This window comes from Micromonospora sp. NPDC051227 (assembly GCF_044455385.1).
Taxonomy (GTDB): Bacteria; Actinomycetota; Actinomycetes; order Mycobacteriales; family Micromonosporaceae; genus Micromonospora.
This window is the reverse complement of the sequence record NZ_JBITET010000003.1, coordinates 352370-372020: the sequence shown is the minus strand read 5'-3', so window position 1 is coordinate 372020 and position 19651 is coordinate 352370. Positions and strand designations below refer to the sequence as shown.

General features: G+C 70.7%; 20 protein-coding genes and 1 pseudogene. 14 read left to right on the top strand and 7 right to left on the bottom strand.

What is annotated here, in order from left to right; translation table 11 throughout:
* Positions 1-63: 63 nt before the first annotated feature.
* The 7 genes from ACIA47_RS09730 to ACIA47_RS09700 all read left to right on the top strand — a co-directional run bounded on the left by ACIA47_RS09730 (position 64) and on the right by ACIA47_RS09700 (position 4809).
* Complete coding sequence (locus tag ACIA47_RS09730) at positions 64-435, top strand: hypothetical protein (protein ID WP_396706885.1); 372 nt, start codon at positions 64-66, stop codon at positions 433-435.
* Positions 436-667: 232 nt separating this feature from the next.
* Complete coding sequence (locus tag ACIA47_RS09725; protein WP_396706883.1) at positions 668-1246, top strand: DUF4178 domain-containing protein; 579 nt, start codon at positions 668-670, stop codon at positions 1244-1246.
* Between the two features lie 102 nt (positions 1247-1348).
* Positions 1349-2116, top strand: a complete 768-nt coding sequence (locus ACIA47_RS09720; protein WP_396706881.1) for a hypothetical protein — start codon at positions 1349-1351, stop codon at positions 2114-2116.
* Between the two features lie 72 nt (positions 2117-2188).
* A complete protein-coding gene (locus tag ACIA47_RS09715) occupies positions 2189-2845 on the top strand; it encodes a hypothetical protein (protein ID WP_396706879.1) in 657 nt (218 codons plus the stop codon).
* 10 nt (positions 2846-2855) lie between these two features.
* Positions 2856-3665: an SDR family NAD(P)-dependent oxidoreductase gene (locus ACIA47_RS09710; RefSeq protein WP_396706877.1), complete on the top strand. Its 810-nt coding sequence runs from the start codon at positions 2856-2858 to the stop codon at positions 3663-3665.
* A gap of 169 nt (positions 3666-3834) precedes the next feature.
* A complete protein-coding gene (pyrE, locus tag ACIA47_RS09705) occupies positions 3835-4374 on the top strand; it encodes an orotate phosphoribosyltransferase (protein ID WP_366631586.1) in 540 nt (179 codons plus the stop codon).
* Between the two features lie 57 nt (positions 4375-4431).
* Positions 4432-4809: a helix-turn-helix transcriptional regulator gene (locus tag ACIA47_RS09700; protein ID WP_030332125.1), complete on the top strand. Its 378-nt coding sequence runs from the start codon at positions 4432-4434 to the stop codon at positions 4807-4809.
* A 167-nt stretch (positions 4810-4976) separates the two neighbouring features.
* On the opposite strand, the gene ACIA47_RS09695 is transcribed toward ACIA47_RS09700, so the two are convergent.
* Positions 4977-5798: a DedA family protein gene (locus tag ACIA47_RS09695; protein WP_363694770.1), complete on the bottom strand. Its 822-nt coding sequence runs from the start codon at positions 5796-5798 to the stop codon at positions 4977-4979.
* Between the two features lie 129 nt (positions 5799-5927).
* Positions 5928-7511 (bottom strand): LPXTG cell wall anchor domain-containing protein, encoded by a 1584-nt coding sequence (locus ACIA47_RS09690; RefSeq protein ID WP_396706874.1) that lies wholly within the window; start codon positions 7509-7511, stop codon positions 5928-5930.
* A gap of 181 nt (positions 7512-7692) precedes the next feature.
* Between ACIA47_RS09690 and ACIA47_RS09685 the strand changes: the two genes are divergently transcribed.
* The gene (locus tag ACIA47_RS09685; RefSeq protein ID WP_396706872.1) at positions 7693-7887 is read left to right on the top strand and encodes a hypothetical protein; all 195 of its coding nucleotides are present in this window, start codon (positions 7693-7695) and stop codon (positions 7885-7887) included.
* On the opposite strand, the gene ACIA47_RS09680 is transcribed toward ACIA47_RS09685, so the two are convergent.
* Positions 7845-9407 carry an LPXTG cell wall anchor domain-containing protein gene (locus ACIA47_RS09680; RefSeq protein WP_396706870.1) on the bottom strand — a complete coding sequence of 521 codons (1563 nt, stop codon included), beginning with the start codon at positions 9405-9407 and terminating at the stop codon, positions 7845-7847. The genes ACIA47_RS09685 and ACIA47_RS09680 overlap by 43 nt on opposite strands.
* Before the next feature lie 149 nt (positions 9408-9556).
* Positions 9557-9769, bottom strand: coding sequence for a hypothetical protein (locus ACIA47_RS09675; protein ID WP_396706868.1), 213 nt, complete (start codon positions 9767-9769; stop codon positions 9557-9559).
* A gap of 124 nt (positions 9770-9893) precedes the next feature.
* On the opposite strand from ACIA47_RS09675, the gene ACIA47_RS09670 reads away from it, so the two are divergent.
* Together ACIA47_RS09670 and fbaA are read left to right on the top strand one after the other, a co-directional pair.
* Positions 9894-10277, top strand: coding sequence for a phage holin family protein (locus tag ACIA47_RS09670; RefSeq protein WP_030491363.1), 384 nt, complete (start codon positions 9894-9896; stop codon positions 10275-10277).
* Positions 10278-10413: 136 nt separating this feature from the next.
* Positions 10414-11439 (top strand): class II fructose-bisphosphate aldolase, encoded by a 1026-nt coding sequence (gene fbaA / locus ACIA47_RS09665; protein WP_396706866.1) that lies wholly within the window; start codon positions 10414-10416, stop codon positions 11437-11439.
* A 50-nt stretch (positions 11440-11489) separates the two neighbouring features.
* Here fbaA and ACIA47_RS09660 read toward each other — a convergent pair whose 3' ends face one another.
* On the bottom strand, positions 11490-12683 hold the full coding sequence (locus tag ACIA47_RS09660) for an LOG family protein (protein ID WP_396706864.1): 1194 nt from the start codon (positions 12681-12683) through the stop codon (positions 11490-11492).
* A 249-nt stretch (positions 12684-12932) separates the two neighbouring features.
* Here ACIA47_RS09660 and ACIA47_RS09655 point away from each other — a divergent pair, with 249 nt between their 5' ends.
* On the top strand, positions 12933-13361 hold the full coding sequence (locus tag ACIA47_RS09655) for a DUF3151 domain-containing protein (RefSeq protein ID WP_091396135.1): 429 nt from the start codon (positions 12933-12935) through the stop codon (positions 13359-13361).
* A gap of 45 nt (positions 13362-13406) precedes the next feature.
* Here ACIA47_RS09655 and ACIA47_RS09650 read toward each other — a convergent pair whose 3' ends face one another.
* Positions 13407-15254, bottom strand: a complete 1848-nt coding sequence (locus ACIA47_RS09650; RefSeq protein ID WP_396707351.1) for a chromosome partitioning protein — start codon at positions 15252-15254, stop codon at positions 13407-13409.
* 716 nt (positions 15255-15970) lie between these two features.
* The gene (locus tag ACIA47_RS09645; RefSeq protein ID WP_396706861.1) at positions 15971-17089 is read right to left on the bottom strand and encodes a diacylglycerol kinase family protein; all 1119 of its coding nucleotides are present in this window, start codon (positions 17087-17089) and stop codon (positions 15971-15973) included.
* Positions 17090-17213: 124 nt separating this feature from the next.
* Here ACIA47_RS09645 and ACIA47_RS09640 point away from each other — a divergent pair, with 124 nt between their 5' ends.
* The 3 genes and pseudogenes from ACIA47_RS09640 to ACIA47_RS09630 all read left to right on the top strand — a co-directional run bounded on the left by ACIA47_RS09640 (position 17214) and on the right by ACIA47_RS09630 (position 19635).
* Positions 17214-18503 (top strand): adenylosuccinate synthase, encoded by a 1290-nt coding sequence (locus tag ACIA47_RS09640; RefSeq protein WP_124853304.1) that lies wholly within the window; start codon positions 17214-17216, stop codon positions 18501-18503.
* 202 nt (positions 18504-18705) lie between these two features.
* Positions 18706-18846, top strand: a pseudogene (locus ACIA47_RS09635) (type IV toxin-antitoxin system AbiEi family antitoxin domain-containing protein); the annotation flags it as partial.
* 225 nt (positions 18847-19071) lie between these two features.
* Positions 19072-19635: a hypothetical protein gene (locus ACIA47_RS09630; RefSeq protein ID WP_396707369.1), complete on the top strand. Its 564-nt coding sequence runs from the start codon at positions 19072-19074 to the stop codon at positions 19633-19635.
* The last annotated feature ends 16 nt before the right edge of the window (positions 19636-19651 follow it).

Sequence of the window (19651 nt, the reverse complement as noted above, 5' to 3'; positions counted from 1 at the left end):
CAAACCTCTTGATTAACGGGGTGGAGTGGGTGCGGACGGGGAAAGGGTGGAGGCATGTTTGGGATGCGGAAGGCTTGGGAGCGCGAATTGGCCGCGGCCGTCGACGAGTTGGTGGCGGCTGACACGCTGGCTTTTGGTGGGGTGGGGATCGCGGGCACGCTGTTGCCGGTGACCGAGGCGTACCACCGGGTCGAGGCCGCCCTCAGCGACCACCCCGAGGAGGTACGCCGCCAGCTCGACCGGGTGCTGGCCGACGGCACACCCGCCGGCCGGGCGTACGCGGCCACGCTGTTGGAGCGGGTCGACCCGGAGGCGGCCCGAGCGGCCTGGACGTCGCTGCGGGACGACCCGAGCGAATTCACCACCTTTGTCGGCTGTGTGATGGATCGCGAAACCCTGGGCACCTACGCCAGTCGGCGGCTCGCCGCAGCATGATCCAATCGTCGGTCGTTGCTGTCCGATTGGTTGTGCCGGTCGCCGACGCCGCGCCGTACGTTGCGAGCCGTGAGCCCACCGGCCACCGCGCCGCGTCCGACCGGCCCGCCGACGACGCCACCCGAGGACGGACCCGACGGCCTCCGTTAGCTGAGCTGTCGGCCACAGCGCGGGCCTTCCTGGTGCCGAGGGTTGTTACCGTCTGCGCCGACGTACCTGGGGAGGTGGTCGGGTGGACGCGCTTGTGACGTGCCTGGTGGCGGCTGTTGCCGTAGTCGCGGTGGTCGGGGTCGTCGGGCGGGCCCGCCGGCGGGCGACGGGCCGGCCCGACGGCCGGCCGGCCGAGCCGCCGCGCGACGGCCCGCTCCGCCTGACTCCTGGCGACCGCGTGCGGATCCGCGAGCGGGAGTACGCGGTGAGCGCCACGATCCGCCTAATCGAGGGCGACTGGAGCTGGGTGCAGCACCTCCTCGACGACGACTCCGGCACCCGCCACCGGCTCTCCGTGGAGGACGGCCCCGAACTCGAGCTGGTGCTCTGGACCGCCGAGCCGGGCGCCACCGTCACTCCGGGCGCCCCGACCATCGAACTCGGCGGGCGGCGCTACACCTGGGCCGAGACCGGGCAGGCGCGTTACACCGCCACCGGAGAGACCGAGTTGCCGTCGACCGGGACGATGCGCTACCACGACTACCAGTCCGGTGGCGCCGCGCGGCTCTCCTTCGAGGCGTACGGCGAAGAGGGCTGGCGGGTCGCCCGCGGAGACCTGCTCGACCCCGCCGACCTGACGATCCGCCCGCCCCGTGCCTGAGGCCCGCTGAGCCGGACCGGGCGGACGCGCCGGGCTCGTCACGGCATGCCGAACTGGCCGGTTGTCGATACGGTGTGGGCGCGATCTTAGGGAAGGAGAATCGTGGTCGATTCCCAGAGCACGCCGGCCCGTCAGCGGCCATCCATTGTGTCGATTTCCAGTTACCTGCTCTTCCTGTTCCTGGCACTCCAGGTGATCAGTCTGATCATCACGCTCAGCACCTTCAGCAAGACGCGGGACGCGCTCCGTGCGGCGTACGAGGGCAGCGCCACCGACGGTGAACAGGTGGCCGACGTCTTCGCCGTCATCGGCATCGGCGGGAGCATCGTCCTGCTGCTGCTCGCGGTCGTGCTGGGCGTGCTGGCCCTGTTCAACAACCAGGGCCGCAACGGCGCCCGGATCACCACCTGGATCGTCGGCGGCATCATGGTCTGCTGCGTGGGCGGTGGCCTGCTCAGCAACGCGGCCGGCGGTTTCAACACCGGTGGCGGGACTACCGGCGACGGGCCGAGCCCGGAGGAGATCCAGCGTCGCCTGGAGGAGGCCCTGCCCTCCTGGGTCACTCCGGTCAGCCTCCTGCTCGGCGTGCTCAGCCTGATCGCGCTGATCGCGGCGCTGGTCCTGCTGGCGCTGCCGAAGGCGAACCCGTTCTTCCGCAAGCCCACCGCGGGCTGGGAGCCGCCGACCCCGGGCGCCAGCTACCCGGGTAACCCGCAGGCGCCCGGCCAGCCGGGCTACCCGCAGGCATCGGGTGAGCCGGGTTATCCGTCGAGTGGGGAGCCGAGCTACCCGCCGCCACCGGCCGCGAACCGGCCGGACGACACGCCGCCCACGGATCGGCCCGGGTCAACCCCGCCGCCGACCAGCTGACGGCTCGATAAGCACGACGCCGACGATCCCTCCGAGTAGGTTGCAACCCGACGCCTACCGGAGGGATTCGTCGTGTCGTACCCGGAATCGGCACCGGCCCGCCGGCCCGCCGCCGTCCTGTCGGCCGCGACAGTGCTGTTGGTGATGGCTGTAGCCGCGCTCGCGTACGCAGTGGCCGACCTGGTGGTGCTGGGCGGGACGGTCGACGCGTTCCGCTCCGCCGCCCGCGACACCTCGGCGAGCCCGGAGCAGATCGACGACGTGGTGACTCTGCTCCGCGCGTCAGCGGTGCTGTCCGCGGTGGTTGCGGTGCTCTCCGCGCCGCTGCTCGCCGGCCTGGCCCTCGGGCTGCTGACCGGTCGCAACGGTGTCCGGGTGGCGACCTGGGTGGTCAGCGGGCTCGGCCTGCTGGCCGGCTGCTGCAGCGTCGCGGTTGTCGTCGGCGAACGGTCCGCGCCACTGCAACTGGGCTCCGGCGAGCAGGCTCTCGCCGAGTTGCTGGGTCTGATCGGCGACGCGTACCCGTCCTGGTGGATCCCGCTCAACGCCGGGCTTTCCGTCGCACAGGCGCTCGGTTACCTTGTAGTAGCTACGCTGCTGGCGCTGCCGACGGCGAACAGCTGGTTCGGCCGCCACCGCTCGACGGCGCCAACCGCACCGCCCATGTTCACGCCCGCCCCGCACCAGCCCCCGTCGGGGCCGCATACGCCCCCGTTCCCGCCCAGGTGAGGACCACTCCGTGACGCTCGACCCCACGACTGCCGAGCGCCGAGCCCTGATCACCGGGGCCACCGCCGGCATCGGCGCGGCGTTCACGCGACGACTGGCCGCCGACGGCTGGCACCTGGTGCTCGTTGCCCGCGACGCGGCGCGGCTTACCGAATTGGCCACCGAGCTGGGTTCCACGTACGGACGCGAGGTGGAGACGATCCCGGCGGATCTGTCCACCGACGACGGCTGCGCCATCGTGGAACAGCGGCTCGCCGACGGCAGCCCGGTGCACCTGCTGGTCAACAATGCGGGGATCAGCCTGAACAAACCGTTCCTGCGCTCGACTGCTGAGGACGAGGCACGACTGTTGCGACTCAACGTGCACGCGGTCATGCGGTTGACCCTGGCGGCGCTGCGACCGATGACTGAACGGCGAAATGGGGCAGTGATAAATGTCTCTTCGGTCGCCGGTTTCGGTACGGCCATGCCCGGATCGACGTACTCCGCCAGCAAGGCGTGGGTCACCAACTTCAGTGAGTCCGTCGGGCAGTCGGCGCGGCCGTTCGGCGTTCAGGTGATGGCTCTCTGCCCCGGCTACACGCGCACCGAATTCCATCAGCGGGCTGGCATCAACATGTCCAAGACGCCGGAGTGGCTGTGGCTGCGGGCCGAGGATGTGGTGGACGAAGCCCTGCGTGACCTGCGCAAAGGCAAGATGGTCAGCATCCCGGCGTGGAAGTACAAGGTGGTCGTCGCAGGCATGCGACACGCGCCGCGGTGGCTGCTCCAGGCGGTCGCTCGGGACACCCGCGGCCGGATCGGTCGCGACGAGCGCTGAGCTTCGACCGGCCCGCCGAACCCCAGCGAGTGGTGGGACGGCGTTGGCGCGCCGCTGTCGGGCCAGTTGCTGAGCGTAGTCGAACATCGCCAGTCATCGGTTCCCCTGAGGGCTGATCAGGGTGGACCCCGCACGCAGCGTTCAGAGTTGCGCAGTAACCTCTATCGCCATGGGGGACCACGACGACCTGCGTAAATTCATTACCGACCTGGCTGTCGTCCACGGACGGGTCGTGCTCTCGTCGGGGCGCGAGGCAGACTGGTACGTGGATCTGCGCCGCGTCACGCTCCATCACCAGGCCGCTCCTCTGGTCGGCCGGGTGATGCTCGACCTCACCGCCGACTGGGAGTTCGACGCCGTCGGGGGCCTCACCCTGGGCGCGGACCCTGTCGCGCTCTCGATGCTGCACGCCGCCGCTCCGACCGGCCGGGCTCTGGACGCCTTTGTGGTGCGCAAGGCGGGCAAGGCTCACGGTCTTCAGCGGCGGATCGAGGGACCGGAGGTGGCTGGCCGCCGAGTGTTGGCGGTGGAGGACACATCCACGACGGGCGGAAGTGTTTTGACCGCTGTCGAAGCGCTTCGCGAGGCCGGGGCGGAAGTCGTGGGCGTGGTGGTTATTGTTGATCGAGGCGCCGGCGACGCGGTGCGAGCCGCCGGATTGCCGTACCGGGCGGCCTATACGTTGGCTGACCTCGGCCTTGTGGCGTAAAAGTCTGCCGATTCGGATCTGCTGATATGCAGGCGGATCGATGCTGCTGGTGGAAGGATGGAATACGTGGGAACTGCGTTGGCCGAAATGACTATGCCTCAGATCTCGCCGCTAAACGGCGAGCCGATCGAACGTGCCGATGCCGAGCGTCTCGCCGGGGTCCTCAAGGCCCTTGCTGATCCTGCTCGGTTGCGGCTGCTCAGCCTGATCCAGTCGGCCCCCGAGGGCGAGGCGTGCGTCTGTGACCTGACGGCGCCGCTCGGCCTCTCTCAGCCGACGGTCAGTCATCACCTGCGTATCCTCACCGAGGCTGGCTTGTTGCAGCGGGAGAAGCGCGGTGTCTGGGCCTACTACAGCCTGGTCCCGAGTGCGATCGCCACGATCGCCGACCTGCTGACCCCGCCGCGTAAGCGGGCCACCAAGAAGGCCCGCTGACGTAGGCACTGCACGCCGTCCCGAGCCGGGGCGGCGGTCCGGTGGCGAGCCAGGGGTGGCGCCACCGGGGGTTGATACCTGCTCGTCCCCGGCCGCACCGCCGGAGGCCGGGCTCGACATGCCGACGGCCGACCCCCTCACCAGGGGGCCGGCCGTCGTCGTACCGCTCAACGGTCCTGACCGTGCTCCGGGCGCTGACGGCCGTGCTGGTGCCCGTCGTGGTCGAACGCCTCGCGGGCCGCCTCCACGGCGCCGGCGGCACTGGCCGCCGCGACCACCGCGACCGCCTCGCCGCGCTTACGAGCCCGCCGGTCGCGCAGGAACTCGAAGAAGATCGGCAGCACCGAGATCAGAATGATCAGGGCCACCACCGGCAGGATGTAGTGGTCGATCTTGTCGCCGATGGCCTGGTAGATCTGCTCGGCAAGTAGGTAGCCGATCAGCAGGATGCCGTCCACCCAGAGCACCGCGCCGACGATGTTCCAGAGCAGGAACTTCTTGGCCGGCATGCCGAGCGCGCCCGCGACCGGGTTGAGGAACGTCCGGACGATCGGAATGAAGCGCGCGAGCACGACGGCCTTCGCCGGGCCGAACTTCTGGAAGTAGTACTCGGCCTTCTCCACGTACTCCTTCTTGAAGAGCCGGGAGTTCGGCCGCTCGAACATCGGCCGGCCGTACCGCGCGCCGAGCCAGTGCCCCAGCTGTGCGCCGACGATCGCGCAGATCGGACCACCGATCAGCAGGCCGGCAAGGGAGAGGCGGGTGCCGTCGCCGAAGATCGCGTCCGCCACCGGTGACGAGGCGACCCCGGCGAGGAACAGCAGCGAGTCACCCGGGAAGAAGAAGCCCACCAGCAGGCCGGTCTCGGCGAAGAGGATCACCCACACGCCGATCAGCCCGAAGGTCTGCAACAGGTCCTTGGGATCGAGCGGGTTCAGGGCGACGCTCTCCACGAGAGCGCGGGTCTTCTCAGCTGTGTCCACGGCCACAAAGGGTACCGAAGCCCAAGGTTTCGGCCGCGCCGGACCGGCCCGTCACCACCCGCCCGCGCCGTGGGGTCCAACGACGGTGCCCCGCCGACCGTGGTGGTCGACGGGGCACCGGTGGTGCGGGGTGGGTCAGGCGACGAAGCGGGTCCGGCGGCGCTTGGCCACCAGGTAGCCGCCGACGCCCGCGGCGAGCAGCAGCGCGCCGAGGCCGGCGATCAGCCCGGTGGACTGACCGGTGATCGGCAGCGAGCCGCCGTCGCCGTCGCCGTCGCCGTCGCCACCGCCCGTGCCGCCGGCCGCGTTGACCAGGATCTTGGCGACGTCGTTGGCCGGCTTCAGGTCGTCGGTGAAGCCCTCGCACTCGCACTTGGCGTTGATGGTGACGGTGCCCGCCGCGTTTGCGATCACCTTGTCGATCCGGAGGCCGATGTCGACCAGCTGCTTCTCGCCGACACCGATGAAGATGTCCGGGTAGCAGCGGTAGAGCTTCGCGCCCGGCTTGCCGGCGTTCTCCCAGTCCTGCTGGTCGCCGTCGAGCGGCGCGCAGAACTCGGGAACCTCGACTGCGGTGGTGCCCTCCGGAACGGCGATGTCAATCTTGGTGACCGGCGTGCCCGAGCGACCGAAGTCAAGCGCGGCCGGTCCGTCGTTGCGAACTCCGACGGAGGCCATGACCACGTCGCCGGCCTTGCCGGTCAGCTGGCCGCCGGCCGCCACCAGGTCCGTGCCGTTCTTGCCGGTGACCTTGACGGACATGCCGGACCAGTTGTTCATCGGGTCGGTGTCAGCCTGGAAGCCGCGCGCCCCCATCTTGGACGGGACCTCCGGAAGGCTCAGGACCGGACCGTTGCCGGGCTTCCCAACCGAGATGCCCCCGGCCTCGAGGTAGGAGTTGAAGTCCTCGAACTCGGCGATCGTCATCCAGTTGTAGTAGCCGTACTCGCTGCCCGGCGCGTAGGTGTCCTTGCCGAGCACGTAGGACAGCGAAACCGAGCGGGCCGCTCCGGCGGCGGTTACCTCGTCGAAGGCGCAGGTCCGCAGGTGACCGTCCTCGTAGGTGCAGTTGCTGTACTGCTTCTCGGGGCGGATCGCGTAGTCCAGGTCGAAGACCGCGACCGCTCCCTTGGCGGCGGTCTTGCCAGCGTTGCTGAGCGTCAGCGGAGCGCTGAACGTGCCGCCAGGAGCGGACGAGATGTTGGTCTCCTCGCCCGGGGCGGCCAGGTCGACGCCCTCGCCGATCCGCAGCTTGGCGGTGTGGCTGGCCGGAGCGAGGCCCTCGGCGCTGACCGTGACCTTGAGGTTGCCGGTGTCGCCGTCGGCAGCCTTCGCGGCCGGCGTCAGGGCCACCTCGAAGAGGCCGCCGAAGGCCCACTCCTCGAGACCGATCTCGAAGGGGTCGGTGCAGACCAGAACACCGGCCTCCGGCGACTTGCAGTCGAAGCTCGACGATTCGGGCTTGACCTGGACGACACCGCTCAGGTCCCGGTAGTCGTAGGTGACAGTGAGGCCTTCGACCACCACCGGCTCGGAGGCGAACAGGAGGGGGGAGTCGATCTTGCCTTCGGACCCTGCGGCAATTGTGGTGTCGCTGAAATAGACGCCCAGTTCGATGGGCGCCTCCTTGGCGGCGACGGCCGGGCTGGCGGCTGCGGCGACGAACGCGCCTGCTACGCCCAGTCCGGCGAGCCAACGCCGGGTGGAGTGGGTGAGCATGAGGGGGGTTCCTCCAGTTGGGGGATCAGGTGGAGCCTGCGGATCTTAAGGAATTGCTAAGGCTGACTGCAGCCCCCAAAGCCACCCGCTGAGCAAGACGAACCAAAAGGTTGATCAGAGTCACCGCAATGTTCGGTCGGTCCGCCTCCGTCATCTGAGGCAGGAGCCCTCGGGAGGTGCGGTGACGTACGAGGAGTTCGCGGACACGCGGCTGGCCCCGCTACTGCGGTACGCGGTGATGCTGACCGGCGAACCACACCAGGCCCAGGATCTGGTCCAGGAGACCATGGTCCGGGTCCAGCTCAACTGCGTCGGTCGAGCGAGCGGATCCAATCAGGCGGCGAAGCGGCTGCCTTGGCGTCGGGCGAGCAGGTAGCAGCCCACACCGGTGACGAGTAGCAGGGCGCCGATGCCGGCGATCAGGTCGGTGGGGGCGCCGGTGATGGGCAGCGAACCGCCGCCACCGCCTCCATCGCCGTCGCCTTGGCCCCCGCCGCCCTGGGCCGCGTTGACCACGATGGTGGCCCTGTCGTTGGCCGGTTTGATTTCGTCCTGGAAGCCGCCGCCGGCGGGGCACTCGCACGGCGCGTTGACCCGCACCGCGCCCCGGGCGTTGGGGATGACCTTGTCGATGCGCAGCCGGAACTTCATGGTGTAGGTCTGCCCGGCCACCAGGAGCATCTCCGAGGCGCACAGGTACGTGCGGGTGGTGTCCTGCCGCAACCAGCAGTTGGCGGGGACCTCGACGGCGGTGGTGCCCGGCGGTAGCTCGACGTCGGTGTGGGTGGCGGCCTCGAAGTCTCCGTTCGTTCGGTCGAGCGTCGCCGGGCCGTTGTTCCGGAAGCCGACGGTCGCCGTGACGACGGCGCCGACAGTGCCCTTGAGCGTGGCGCCGATCGCCGCGAGGTCGGTGCCGTTCCTGCCGGTGGCCTTGATGGTCCACCCGGTGTAGTCGTAACCCGGGCCGACGTCGGTCTGGTCGGCCTGCCGCACCCTGCCGGGTGCCTCGGCCAGAGTCAGTTTCGGGCCGCCGCCGGGGGTGGCCGCCTGTGCGCCGACGGCCGCCCGCACCCGGGTCAGGTCCTCGAAGTCGGCAGTGGTCATGAACTGGGCGTAGCCGGAGTGGTTGGCCGGCGCGTAGGTGTCCTTGGCGAGTTCGAGGTTCAGCGTGGTGGCCAGCCCGGTACCCACCGGGATGTCCTCGTCGAACTGGCAGGAGACGAGGTGGTCGTCGGAGTAGCGGCAGTTGCTGAACCGGTCCTTGGTTCGGATCGAGTAGGGGAGGTCGAAGACCGCGACGAATCCGTTGACGGTCTTGTCGCCGGCGTTTGCCACGACCAGCGGTACCGTGAACTTCCCACCCGGCTTGGCGGAGAGGCTGGTGAACGGCCCGCCGGCCAGGTCGACCCCCTCGCCGACCCGGACCCGGGAGGTGTAGCTGCCGCGCCGCCCGCCGGCCGCCTGGAAGCTGACCGCTACGTCGCCGGAGTCGCCGAGCTGCGCATCTTCGGTGAGGCCGAGGTGCACCCGCTTGGCCCCGTTGCGGTAGATCCCGCTGCCGAGCGGCGGCATCTCGTACAGGACGACATCGGAGGGTTCCGTGCAGACGAGAACGCCCGGCTCCGGCGCGGTGCACTCCTGACCGTCGGCAGGAGTCACAGTGATCTTGTTGGCCAGAGAGCGGTAGTCGTACCGCACGGAGACGTCGGTGAGGACCGTCGGCTCGTCGGCGTACAGCAACAGGCCGCGGATGGTCGCTTCCGAGCCGACGGCCAGGGTGGCGTCCTGGAAGTAGGGCTCGATCGTGGGTGCGGCGACGGCGGGGGCGGCGGAGGCGGCGATCAACGCGCCTGTGGCGCCGAGCCCGGTCAGCCAGCGGAGCGAGTGCTTGAGCATTGGGGTCCTCCCGTGGGGGTACAGGTGGCGCTCGTCCAACCTAGGGACGCCCGGACTCCTTCGGTAACCCCCCGTCGGATCGATATTTGTCTAATGACCCGAACGGCTGAGCACCAGTGTCGCAACGGGCAGCTGACCCCGCGACGGAGTCAGCGGTAGTCGTCCTCGTCCCCGGTGACCACCCGGGCCTGCTCCATCGCGTCCCAGTCGTCGACCTCCAGGCCGCGGTGCGGCTCACTGTCGACGTCGGCCGGGCCGGCGATGGTGGCCTGCTCGACCGCGTCGGCCGGGTCCGCCTCGGGGTCGCGTTCGTCGGGCGCGAGGTGGTCGCCGGGGGTGAAGTCCTCGTCGGGCTGACCCATCATCCCTCCCGGGGGGCTCGGGGCACGGTTTCCACCCACCGTACGGGTTGGGCCGGCGCACCGCCCGGAAGCGGAGTAGGCGGAATCAGCCCTCGGCGACGCGACCCGGTGCCAGGATGGTGCCGTGGGCTTCCTCATCAGACTGGCGATCACCGCAGTCGCGTTGTGGATAACCACGCTGATCGTCCCCGGTGTCGACGTGCACGGTCGCTCGGGTGGCAACACCGTCCTCACCCTGATCGTGGTAGCCCTGATCTTCGGCGTGATCAACGCGGTGCTCAAGCCGGTGATCCGGGTCGTCGGTTGTGTGTTCTACCTGCTGACCCTGGGCCTGTTCGCGCTGGTGGTCAACGCGTTGCTGTTCCTGCTCACCGACCGGATCGCCCGCGGGCTCGACCTGCCGTTCCAGGTGGACGGATTCTGGCCGGCGTTCTGGGGAGCCATCGTGATGACCGTGGTGACCTGGCTGATCAGCGTCATCGTGCCGGACAACCTGGACCGGCGGTGAACTGCCAGCACCCGGGTCGGTTGTTCCGGCGCACCTCACCTACGGGATACTTCGGGGCGGAGGACAGCGCGGTCCGGCGCACAAATGAAGAACAGCGGCCAGCACGGCCGAGAGTGGTAAGTAAGGAGCACATCACATGCCCATCGCTTCCCCCGAGGCTTACGCGGAGATGCTGGACCGCGCCAAGGCTGGCCGGTACGCGTACCCCGCGATCAACGTGACCTCCTCCCAGACGCTGAACGCGGCGCTCAAGGGTTTCGCCGACGCGGAGAGCGACGGCATCATCCAGGTCTCCACCGGTGGCGCCGAATACCTCTCCGGCCCCTCGATCAAGGACATGGTCACCGGCGCGGTCGCGTTCGCCGCGTACGCGCACGAGGTCGCCAAGAAGTACTCGGTCAACATCGCCCTGCACACCGACCACTGCCCGAAGGACAAGCTGGACAAGTTCGTCCGTCCGCTGATGGGCATCTCGCAGGAGCGGGTGAAGCGCGGCGAGGAGCCGCTGTACCAGTCGCACATGTGGGACGGCTCGGCCGTGCCGGTCGCGGAGAACCTTGAGATCGCCGCGCAGCTGCTCGACGAGGCCGCCAAGGCCAAGATCGTCCTTGAGATCGAGGTCGGCGTCGTCGGTGGCGAGGAGGACGGCGTCGAGAACGCCATCAACGACAAGCTCTACACCACCACCGATGACGGCCTGGCCATGGTCGAGGCGCTCGGCCTCGGCGAGAAGGGCCGCTACATGGCGGCGCTGACCTTCGGCAACGTGCACGGCGTCTACAAGCCGGGCAACGTCAAGCTGCGCCCGGAGATCCTCAACCAGATCCAGGAGGCGGTCGGCGCCAAGTACGGCAAGGACAAGCCGCTCAGCCTGGTCTTCCACGGCGGCTCGGGCTCCCTGCTGAGCGAGATCCGCGAGGCTCTGGACTACGGCGTGGTGAAGATGAACATCGACACCGACACCCAGTACGCCTTCACCCGCCCCGTCGCGGACCACATGCTCCGCAACTACGACGGCGTGCTGAAGATCGACGGCGAGGTCGGCAACAAGAAGCAGTACGACCCGCGCGCCTGGGGCAAGGCCGCCGAGGCCGGCCTGGCCGCCCGGGTCGTCGAGGCCTGCGAGCACCTGCGCTCGACCGGCACCACGATGACCAGGTAACGACGTCCCACCGACGGCCGGCTCCCCACCTGGGGCGCCGGCCGTCGTCGTCAGGTCGTCAGCAGGCGTACGGCCTCGCGAACGTCGTCGGTCAGGTGGATCGTCGACGACAGGTCACCGAACGAGGACGCGGCCAGCAGCGGGCGCAACAGCGCCTCCACCGGGAGCTCGACCGTCCAGTAGTCGCGGTCCAGGAAGATGTACGCGCCGCTGGCCCCGTCGGTGCCGTAGTAGGTCTTGGTGGCCGCCTGGAACACCTCCTGCACCGTGCCCGCCCGCCCGGGCGCGAAGACGATGCCGCCCCGGGCGAGCCGCAGGATGGTGTCCTCCCGGATCGCGTTCGAGAAGTACTTCGCGATCCGCCCGGCAAACAGGTTCGCCGGCTCGTGCCCGTACAGCCAGGTCGGGATGGCCAGACCACCCGCACGCGCCCAGCCCAGGTCGTCGCCACGTTGCCGGGGCACCCCCGCGTAGCGCTCGCGGACCGTCAGCGCCGTGGCCGTGTACCGGTGGTGGTCGGTGAAGTCGGGGGCGGTGGCCAGCAGGTCGATCGCGGCCGTCACATCGCTCGCCGGCCGGTCCGCCAGGTAGGCGCCGAGGTTCGCGGCCTCCATCACACCCGGGCCGCCGCCGGTCACCACCAGCCGGTCGGCCCGCGCCAGCTCCCAACCCAGCACGGCCGCCATCCGGTACGCGGGACTGCCGCGCCGCACCGCGTGCCCGCCCATGATGCCCACCACCGACTGCGGCCCGTGTGCGGCCAGCCAGACCCGGGTGGCGTCGGTCAGCGCGTTGTCCACGCCGTGGTCGTGCAGCCGCTGACCCAGCGCCTCCTTTACGTCCGGCAACGCGCCGCCGTGCGCCCGGTAGTGGTCGTACACCCGGGTGTCGTACATCCCGGTGAACCCGCCCTCGGCGAACCCGGCGGCCAGGTCGTCCGGGGTGTAGAGGTGCGTCGGCTGGGTCGGGTACGGCAACCCGGAGAACGGCGGCACCACGTTCGCGCCACGCCGGACCAGGTCGGCGCCCACGTCCCGGGACGCGAACCGGCAACCGACGAAGAGGGTGCCGGCGACGTCGACGCTGGTCAGGTCGGGCACCGGCGCGAGGTCGAGCCGCAGGCCCTGCACGGTCAGCCCGGTCAGCCGACCGGTGGTCAGCTGTTGGTCGAACTCGGCGCGGGTCTGGATCTCACCGGCGTGCAGGTGCGGCTCGATGACGTCCGCGGGAGGTGGAGTCGGCACCCGGCCATCCTGCCCCTCCACCGGGGCCGGTCAAACCTCGGGCCAGGGGTGGAACCGACAGGAGCCCGGTGGTCGTGGCCACCGGGCTCCTGCATAACCGGTTCCTGGGGAGGCTCCGGACCATTAGTTGTAGTGGAAAACACCAGGCAGCGGCATAGGCCGCAGGCGTGACCAACTCCTCAGCCGTTCAGCGGGACACGTCGGCCGACCCGCTCGCGTGTCGCCCTGTCCAGCGGGTTGAATGGGGCGATGCAGAACCTTTTGCCAGAGCCACCGGCCACCCGCCTGCCCGTGAACGACGAGGCCGACGCCGCCCTGGCCGCCGCCGACGAGGCCGGCACCGATGAGGCGTACGCCAACGTGGCGGCCGGCTTCCCGACCTACAGCGCGGCCTGGGCGGAGCTCGCGGCGCGGGCGTTCGCGCAGGGCCAGGTGGTGACGGCGTACGCGTACGCCCGCACCGGCTACCACCGGGGCCTTGACCAGCTGCGCCGCAGTGGTTGGAAGGGGCACGGCCCGGTGCCGTGGTCACACGAGCCCAACCGGGGCTTTCTCCGCTGCCTCTACGTGCTGTCCCGCGCCGCGGACGAGATCGGCGAGGCCGACGAGGCGGCCCGCTGTGCCCAGTTCCTGCGCGACTGCGACCCGGAAGCGGCGGACGCGCTGGCGAGCAACTGACCCCGCCCCGGCGGCCGGCCCGACATCGGGCCGGCCGTCGGCGGGTTACAACCCTTCGGCGACCGCGGCGGCGATCTTCAGCCAGGCGTCCCGGGTGGCCGAGGAGAGCCCGCCGTACCGGATCGGCTCGCCGCTGTCGATGAGCCGCTCGTACGGGGCCAGCAGCACCGCCCGGGTGCGGGCCGCGAAGTGCTCCTGGATGGCCGGCAGGTCGATCTCCTTGCGGGACGGTGGCATCGACACCACCGTCACTGCCTGGCGGACCAGCCGTTGCCGGCCGCTCTGCTCCAGGTGGTCGAGCATCCGGGCGGCAGTCTCGGCGGAGTCGTTACGGGCCGACATGGTGACCACCAACTGGTCGGTGGCATCCATCGACGCCTGCCAGTTCTGCGCCCGGACGTTGTTCCCGGTGTCCACGAAGATCAACTTGTAGAACCGGCTGACCACCTCACGGATCTCGGCGAACGCGGCAGCCGTCAACATCTCGCCACCGGTGGCCGACTCGTCCGAGGCCAGGACGTCGAACATCCCCTCGCCCTGCGAGCGGACGTACTGCGACAGGTCGCCGACCCGCCCGTGCGCGCCCTGGAACTGCCCGAGGTCACGCAGCATGTCCCGCACCGTGCGGGAGTGGAAGTCCTGCTGCGCGCGCATCCCGAGGGTGCCCTGGGTCTCGTTGTTGTCCCAGGCCAGCACGTAGCCGCCGCGCTTCTGACCGAACGTCATCGCGAGCAGCAGAATGGCCACCGTCTTACCGGCGCCGCCCTTCGGATTGACCACTGTCACCTGCCGCAGGCCGCCGAAGTTGCGACGCACCATCTCGATGTCCCGCTTGAGCTCCTGCTCGTGCCGCCCCGGAGAGAGCCGGAGCAGGCCCATCTTGTTGACCACCGCGCGTACACCCATGGTCGCCACCGGGTCGGCGGGTCGAACCTGGCGGCGTCGGGCGAAGTCCTCGGCGGTCGGCGCGGCGGTGGTGTCCGGTGTCCAGCTCGCGTCCGGGTACGCCGTCGCGTCCGGGTACGCGGGGGCCGGCATCCGGGTCACCCCGTCGGCCTCCTGGTGCGGCTGCCCGGGCGTGCCGCCGGGCGAGCCCTGCTGCCAGGGCGGCGGGTACCAACCCGGCGAGGGCGGGAACGGCCCGGGCGGTGGGGTCGGCGCCCCGGCCTGCCCGGGAGCGTGCTGCGGTGCGGCAAGGCCGTGCTGTGGGTTGCTGAACTGCGTCACGTCCGGCGGCGGCGGAATCTGCGCCGGGCCGGCCTGGCCGGGGATGGTCGGGGTGAACGGGTGCCCGGGGTGTGCCTGCGCGGGACCGGCGTGCGGGACGACTGGCGGAGGCGGAATCGGAGGCGTCGCGCCGGCCTCGTCCTGAGCGGGCGCGGCCGGTCCGGCCGGGCGTTGCGGCGGGTACGCCCACGGCGACTCGGCAATCGGCCGCGCCGGCCCGTCTGCCGGCCCGTCCGCAGCGGGCCCGCCAGCCTGCTGCACCGGCTGGCCGGGCTGTGGTGCGGGCCCACCAGCCTGCGGCGCGGTCCCGCCAATTTGTGGTGTCGGCCCGCCATTCTGTGGTGTCGGCCCGCCATTTTGTGGTGTCGGCCGGCCAGTCTGTGGTGTCGGCCCGCCAGCCTGGGGCACGGGCCCACCGGGCTGCGGTGCCGGCCCGGCCGCCGCGAGGGCTGCGGCCGAGGAGTCTGCCGGCGCGGGGCCGGCGGCCGTCGGGCTGTCGGTGGCGTTCGGTCTGGCGGCGGACGCGGCGGCCGCTGTTATGGGCCGGTCGGTGGCTGCGGCCGTGGTGGGGCGGTCGGCGGGTGCCGATGCGCCGGGGCGGTCGGCGGCGGCGGTCGGCTGGTCCAGGGTGAACGGCAGGTTCAGGTCGACGGCGCCCGGGGTGATCGGCGCGGCGGTCGGACCCCGATCGCCGGGTTGTACCTGCGCCGCCTCGCCGGCCTGGCTGGCCGCATCGGGCGCGGCACTGCCCGCGTCGCTCGCGGCGGCACGGCCGTCCCTCGGCGCGGAGGTGGTGCTCGGTGTCGCAGCGGCAGCCGGGATGCCGGCGCCAGCTGGCCCACCGTTGCTCCCGGGGCCGCTCGAAGGCGGCGTCGGCTGGGCACCGGTCACTGGCGGAGCGGGCGGTGACGCGGCGGCCGGGCCGGTCGGCGGCGGCCAACTCGGCTGCGCCGGCGCCCAACCCGACCCCGTGCCGGACGGGCCGCTGGGCCCCCACCCCCCGGGCGCCGGGACGGCGCCGGTGAGCGACGGGTAGTCCGACGGCGAGGGCGGCGACTGGGCCGCAGCGCCGGGCTGGCCGGGAACCGGCGGTCGCCCGATCGGCGGCGCGGCCACCGGTGGCGTGACCGGTGGTGTGACCGACGACGGCCCACCCCGCTGCTCGGCGACCGCAGCCCACGGCGGCACCGCGCCCCGGTCGCCCGGATCTGGCGGCCAGAGTGGTTCGACGTCCCGCTCCGGCACCGGCTGCTGGCCGGGCACCTGCGCCCGGTCGGCGTTCTCGTCCATTACGGCCCTCCCCAGTCCTCCTGCGAGGATAGGCCCAATCGCCCAACAGGGCCGATCGGCGCAGGCAGGTCGGCCGGTCGGTGCGGTCGAGGTCAGATCGACCAGACCGCCCAGGCGCCCGGTTCGACCCACCAGGAACGCTTACGGGTCAGCTCGCCCTCGACACCATCGTCGAGGTACGGCACCTTGCTCTCCCTGGGCAGTACCGACACCGCCCGCCCACGGGCCCGCCGAACTTCGAGGCGTACCCGCTTGCGCCCCCACGCCGAGCGGACGACCACCGGCACGGCCACCGCGACCTCGACCTGGCCGTCGGCCGGGTCCGGCGCGGTCAGCAGCGTCACGTCGTTGAGCGTCGCGTACCCGCCGGCGTTGCCGACCGCGCAGGCCAGCAGCGGTTCCGCACCGTCAGTGAGGATGGTGTCGTCGACCTCCACCCGGGCGCGCCAGTGCAGCGGCCGGCCGGCGTCGTCGGCCGCGCCGAGGAGCGCGCCGTCCAGGGTCACCGAGCCGCCGTCGTTGCGCAGCAGGTCCAACCGGCGCGGCGTGCCGTCCAGCACCGCGGCGGCCACCGCCGCCGGGTCACGGGGCAGCCCGAGCTGCGCGGCCAGGTCCCGGTGGGTGCCGCCACGGGCCGCGTCGAGCGGAAGTACGGCCACCGGCGGCAGGTCCGGCAGGGTCCGGTTGCCGGGCAGATCCGCCGGGCGCTTGCTCGGAGCCGGGGCGTACCGCTTGACCAGCCGGCGCAGCACGGCGCGCAACTGCCCGTCGCTGGCCGTGGCGACGACCAGCCGGGTCTTACTGTCCGGGTCCGGCCAGGTGAGGCCGTCCGGGCGGGCCGGGCCGTCGAGCCGGGCCAGCACCGCGTCGATCTCCGCGTCGGAGCGGGCGGTGACCGTCTCCACCCGGGCACCCCGGGCGTTCAGCGCGTCGGCGCAGGCCAGCACCGGCACCCGTGGCCGTTCCGTCGCGCACTGCCCGGTGTCGGTCTGGCCGCTGCTGGCCTGATCGGTGTTCGCCTGGCCGGAGTCGGTCTGGCTGCTGCTGGCCTGGCCGGTGTCGGTCTGGCTGCTGTCGGCCTGGCCGGTGTCGGTCTGGCTCGTCGGGGCGGTGTCGGCCCCGGTCGCGCCGCCGCAGCAGGCCCCGCCGCTGCCACAGCCCCCGGGAGCGTCCCGCTCCGAACCGAGGGTGAGCAGCACCACGTCGTACACGGAAGGAGCCTCCTGCCTCTCGACGCGACCCCTGCCGGCCACGCCGTCACTACTTGTTAACCTGACACCCCGGGCTCGCCGAACGGTCGCCACCTGGCACCCGAGCCTTCTGGAGGCGGAAAAGATGCCAGCGATCGTGCTCCTCGGCGCTCAGTGGGGCGACGAGGGCAAGGGCAAGGTTACCGACCTGCTGGGTGAGCGGGTCGACTACGTCGTGCGCTACTCCGGCGGCAACAACGCCGGGCACACGGTGATCACCCCGGACGGCCAGAAGTACGCGCTGCACCTGATGCCGTCCGGCGCGCTCTCGCCGGACGCGATGATCGTCATCGGCAACGGTGTGGTGGTCGACCCGAAGGTGCTGCTCGCCGAGATCGACGGCTTGGCGGAGCGCGGCGTCGACGTGTCCCGGCTGCGGATCTCCGGTGACGCGCACCTGATCATGCCGCACCACCGGGCGCTGGACCGGGTCATCGAGCGCTACCTCGGCTCGTCCCGGATCGGCACCACCGGCCGCGGCATCGGCCCGGCGTACGGCGACAAGGTCGCCCGGATCGGCATCCGCCTCCAGGACCTGCTCGACCCGGGCATCCTGCGCAAGAAGCTGGAACTCGCGCTGCGCGAGAAGAACCAGATCCTGTTCAAGGTCTACAACCGCAAGGCGATCGACCTTGAGGCGACCGTCGAGGAGTACCTGGCGTACGCGGAACGGCTCAAGCCGTACATCGCGGAGACCCGGGCGATGCTCTGGGACGCCCTGGACCGGGGCGAGACGGTGCTGCTGGAAGGCGCCCAGGCCACCATGCTCGACATGGACCACGGCACCTACCCCTTCGTGACCTCGTCGAACCCGACCGCCGGTGGCGCCTGCGTCGGCGCGGGCATCCCGCCGACCGCGATCAACAAGGTCATCGCGGTGAGCAAGGCGTACACCACACGGGTGGGTGCCGGGCCGTTCCCGACCGAGCTGTTCGACGCCAACGGTGACCACCTGCGCAAGATCGGCGCGGAGTACGGCACCACCACCGGGCGGGAGCGCCGGTGCGGGTGGTTCGACGCGGTCGTCGCCCGGTACGCCTGCCGCCTGAACGGCGTCACCGACCTGGTCATCACCAAGCTGGACGTGCTCACCGGCCTGCCCAAGGTGCCGATCTGCGTCGGCTACGAGATCAACGGCGTCCGGGTCGACGACATGCCGATGAGCCAGACGGACTTCCACCACGCCAAGCCCGTCTTCGAGGAACTCGACGGCTGGTGGGAGGACATCACCAAGGCCCGCACCATTGACGACCTCCCGGAGAACGCCCGCCGCTACATCGCGAGGGTCGAAGAACTCTGCAACACGAGGGTGAGCGTCGTAGGCGTAGGCCCAGGCCGAGAAGAAAACGTAGTCCTCCACCCCCTCCTCCCCTAACCCCACCCCACCCCACCCCACCCCACCCCACCCCACCCTCCTTCGCCCGATCGCCTCGGTGATCAAGAAGTTTGCGTCAGATTCCCCCGCGAGATTGACCTAAAGCTCTTGATCAACGAGGCGATCAGGGGGTTGTCCACAGGGGTTTGCGGGTTGTCCACAGGGGCTTCGCTCGGGTGGGGCGGGTGGGCAGGGTGTTGGTGTGGACGCACATCAACTTCTTCGTCACATTGCGGCCGGGCAGGACGGCATGGTCACCCTGGATCAGGCATTGAATGCTGGCCTGACCAGGGACCAGGTCCGACAGTTACACCGTTCCGGCAGGTGGCAGCGGGTTCTCCGTGGATGCTTCGTTCCAGAAGCGGAGTTGAGTGATTCGACGCGTCGACGGGCGCGAATCCGCGCTGCGGCCATGAGCCTCGGCCCAGGCGCCTTCGCTGTCTTGGACTCCGCGTTGGAGTTGCACGGCATCGCGGGCCTTCGGCGGACAGGCCAGGTCCACGTCTCGGTGCCAGTCGATCAACCCCGACCCCAGCGCCCTCCGGTGCCGTGGTTGACGGTGCATCAGGTGACCGTCGGTCCCGGCGACATCGTCAAGGTTGCGGGCATCCCGGTGACCTCTCCGCTTCGCACCGTCTCAGACGTCATCCTTCGGGTTGATCGTTATCCAGCGATCTCGGTCCTCGACTCAGCTCTCAACCGGGGCCGCATCGGTCCGGCACACCTGGCGGCCATCCCGAACCTGATCCGGGGACGTCGGGGCGCGGTCATGGCACGCGCGTGTCTCGCCGAGGCGGACGGGCGGGCGCAGTCGCCACTGGAGACGCGTAGCCGGCTGCGGTGCGTGGACGGCCGGGTGCCCCCGGACACGCTGCAGTTGGAAGTGCGCGACGATGACGGCTATCTGCTCGGAATTGGCGACCTGGGCTGGCGCGGCCCAAGGCTGATCGCCGAAGCGGACGGCCGAGACGCGCACGGTGCCCCGGAGGCCGTCTACGCCGATCGCCGTCGCCAGAACCGCCTGGTCAACGCCGGCTGGACCATCCTCCGTTTCACCTGGCAGGACACCCTCCACCCCACCTACATCCCCCACGCGGTCCGCCAAGCAATCGCGGTCGCCCAGCGAAGGTGATCAAGAGGTTCCCGTC

What these genes read in the sequence shown, in the direction of transcription:
- ACIA47_RS09730 (WP_396706885.1), top strand. Translation starts at nt 64, where the DNA reads ATGCGGAAGGCTTGGGAGCGCGAATTGGCCGCGGCCGTCGACGAGTTG.
- pyrE (WP_366631586.1), top strand. Translation starts at nt 3,835, where the DNA reads ATGGGGGACCACGACGACCTGCGTAAATTCATTACCGACCTGGCTGTC.
- ACIA47_RS09700 (WP_030332125.1), top strand. Translation starts at nt 4,432, where the DNA reads ATGGAATACGTGGGAACTGCGTTGGCCGAAATGACTATGCCTCAGATC.
- ACIA47_RS09690 (WP_396706874.1), bottom strand. Translation starts at nt 7,511, where the DNA reads ATGCTCACCCACTCCACCCGGCGTTGGCTCGCCGGACTGGGCGTAGCA.
- ACIA47_RS09680 (WP_396706870.1), bottom strand. Translation starts at nt 9,407, where the DNA reads ATGCTCAAGCACTCGCTCCGCTGGCTGACCGGGCTCGGCGCCACAGGC.
- ACIA47_RS09675 (WP_396706868.1), bottom strand. Translation starts at nt 9,769, where the DNA reads ATGGGTCAGCCCGACGAGGACTTCACCCCCGGCGACCACCTCGCGCCC.
- fbaA (WP_396706866.1), top strand. Translation starts at nt 10,414, where the DNA reads ATGCCCATCGCTTCCCCCGAGGCTTACGCGGAGATGCTGGACCGCGCC.
- ACIA47_RS09655 (WP_091396135.1), top strand. Translation starts at nt 12,933, where the DNA reads ATGCAGAACCTTTTGCCAGAGCCACCGGCCACCCGCCTGCCCGTGAAC.
- ACIA47_RS09640 (WP_124853304.1), top strand. Translation starts at nt 17,214, where the DNA reads ATGCCAGCGATCGTGCTCCTCGGCGCTCAGTGGGGCGACGAGGGCAAG.